A 1,872-nucleotide genomic window follows, 5' to 3' on the forward strand; every position below is an offset into this window, starting at 1 on the left:
TGAGTTTGGGTTATTTCAAATTTATTCCACTATACATACACATTGAGCGCTCAAGTGTATGTAAATCCGTTCCCAAACAAAGGCCGGGGTTTGCCCGGCCTTTGTTTTCAATATACATCCCGCTGGTAGCGTTTCTCCTGCCGCAGTTCATCGAGATAATCCTCGGCATCATCGGCGTGCATCCCGCCTTCCCCGGCGATGATGTCCAACAGCGCCCGTTCGACGTCTTTCGCCATCCGCGCCGCGTCGCCGCAGACGTACACATACGCGCCGTTTTTCAGCCACTGCCACACGTCTGCCGCTGCTTCGCGCAGTTTGTCCTGCACGTAGATTTTTTCTTCCTGGTCGCGCGACCACGCCAGGCTGTAGTGGTGCAGGTAGCCGTCCTTGCGCCAGCCCTGCCATTCGGTCTGGTAGAGGAAGTCTTCGGTGAAGTGCGGGTTGCCGAAGACCAGCCAGTTCTGCCCCGGCGCTTCACGTGCAACGCGCGCCTGCATGAAGGCGCGGAAGGGCGCGATGCCGGTGCCGTTGCCAATCATGATGATGGCAGCGTTGGGGTCGTCCGGCAGGCGGAAGTTCGGGTTCGGCTCGACGAAGACGCGCACCGCGCCGTCTTCAGGCAGGCGTTCGCCGAGGTAGCCGCTCGCCGCGCCGCTGTAGGTTTTGCCGTCGTGTTCGTAGTGCAGCACGCCGACGGTGAGGTGCACTTCTTCGCCGACTTCTTCCGGCGCGGACGCGATCGAGTAGAGACGCGGCGTCAGCGGACGCAGCAGCGTCAGCAATTCTTCGGCGCTGATGGCGGCCGGGTAACGGGCGACGATGGCGTCTATCGGCGTGGTGGCGGCGAAGGCGGCGGGGCTGGTCGCGGCGATGGCGCCGTCCAGCACGGCGTTTTGCGCGAGCGCGGCGTAGCCCTGAACGAAGCCGGGGGTGTTCTGCGAGATTTCGCGCTCGTGGATGAGGATGTCGCGCAGCGTCCGCCCGCCGATGTCCGTCGCGCCGTCCAGTTGCAGCGCGGCGAGGATGCCATCGACGCGTGCCGGGTCGTTTTCGCACCAGACGCCGAGCGCGTCGCCCGCCTGGTAGGTGAGGCCGGAGCCGGAGAGGTCAAGCTCGATGTGGCGCACGTCCTTGGTGGACTGGCGCCCGGTGATTTTTTGCCGCGCGAGCAGCGGCGCGGTGAGCGGGTGGTCGCAGTCGTATTGCACCGTCGGCACCGGTTCGGCAGCGGCGGCGGGGACGCTGCTCCCGCCTTGCAGCGCGGCGATGAGCGGCGCGATTTGCGCTATCCACGCGGCTGCGGTCGGCTGGTAATCAACGTCGCAGTCGGCGCGCGGCGCGAGGCGTTCCGCCCCCAGCTCGGCGAGGCGGGCATCGAAGTCTTTGCCCGCCTGGCAGAAATCGGGGTAACTGCTGTCGCCGAGGCCGCAGACGGCGAAGCGCAGCGCGGGCAGTTGCGGCGCTTTTTTGCCGAAGAGGTGGCGGTGCAGGCTGACCGCTTCTTCCGGCGGCTCGCCTTCGCCCTGGGTGGAGGTGACGAGCAGCAGCACTTGTTCGTCGGTGATGGTTTTCGGCTTGTAGTCGGCGGCGCTGACAAGTTTGGCGCTGATGCCCTGTTCGGCGAGCGCGGCGTGCAGTTTGCCCGCGACTTCGCGCGCGTGCCCGGTCTGCGAGGCGGAGAGGACGGTGACGGCGAGCGGTTCCGGTGCGGCTTGTGGCGCGCTTTGCGGTGCGGATTCGGCAGCAGTGGCAGTCGCGCTGGCCGCAGGGATGGCGGCAGGCAGCGATGCGCCCGCGCCATCCGCCCGCGCCCAGCAGTAGCCGGAGAGCCAGGCGAGTTGCAGCGGGGTGAGGGTATCCAGCGAGGAGCCG

General features: G+C 66.3%; 1 protein-coding gene. It reads right to left on the reverse strand.

The annotated features are described in order from the left end of the window. Positions 1–107 precede the first annotated feature (107 nt). Positions 108–1,872, reverse strand: a 1,765-nt coding sequence (locus Q0349_RS02035) for an assimilatory sulfite reductase (NADPH) flavoprotein subunit (RefSeq protein ID WP_298079177.1), incomplete at its 5' end; no start/stop codon positions are given.

This window comes from uncultured Cardiobacterium sp., from assembly GCF_938028185.1.
GTDB lineage: Bacteria > Pseudomonadota > Gammaproteobacteria > Cardiobacteriales > Cardiobacteriaceae > Cardiobacterium.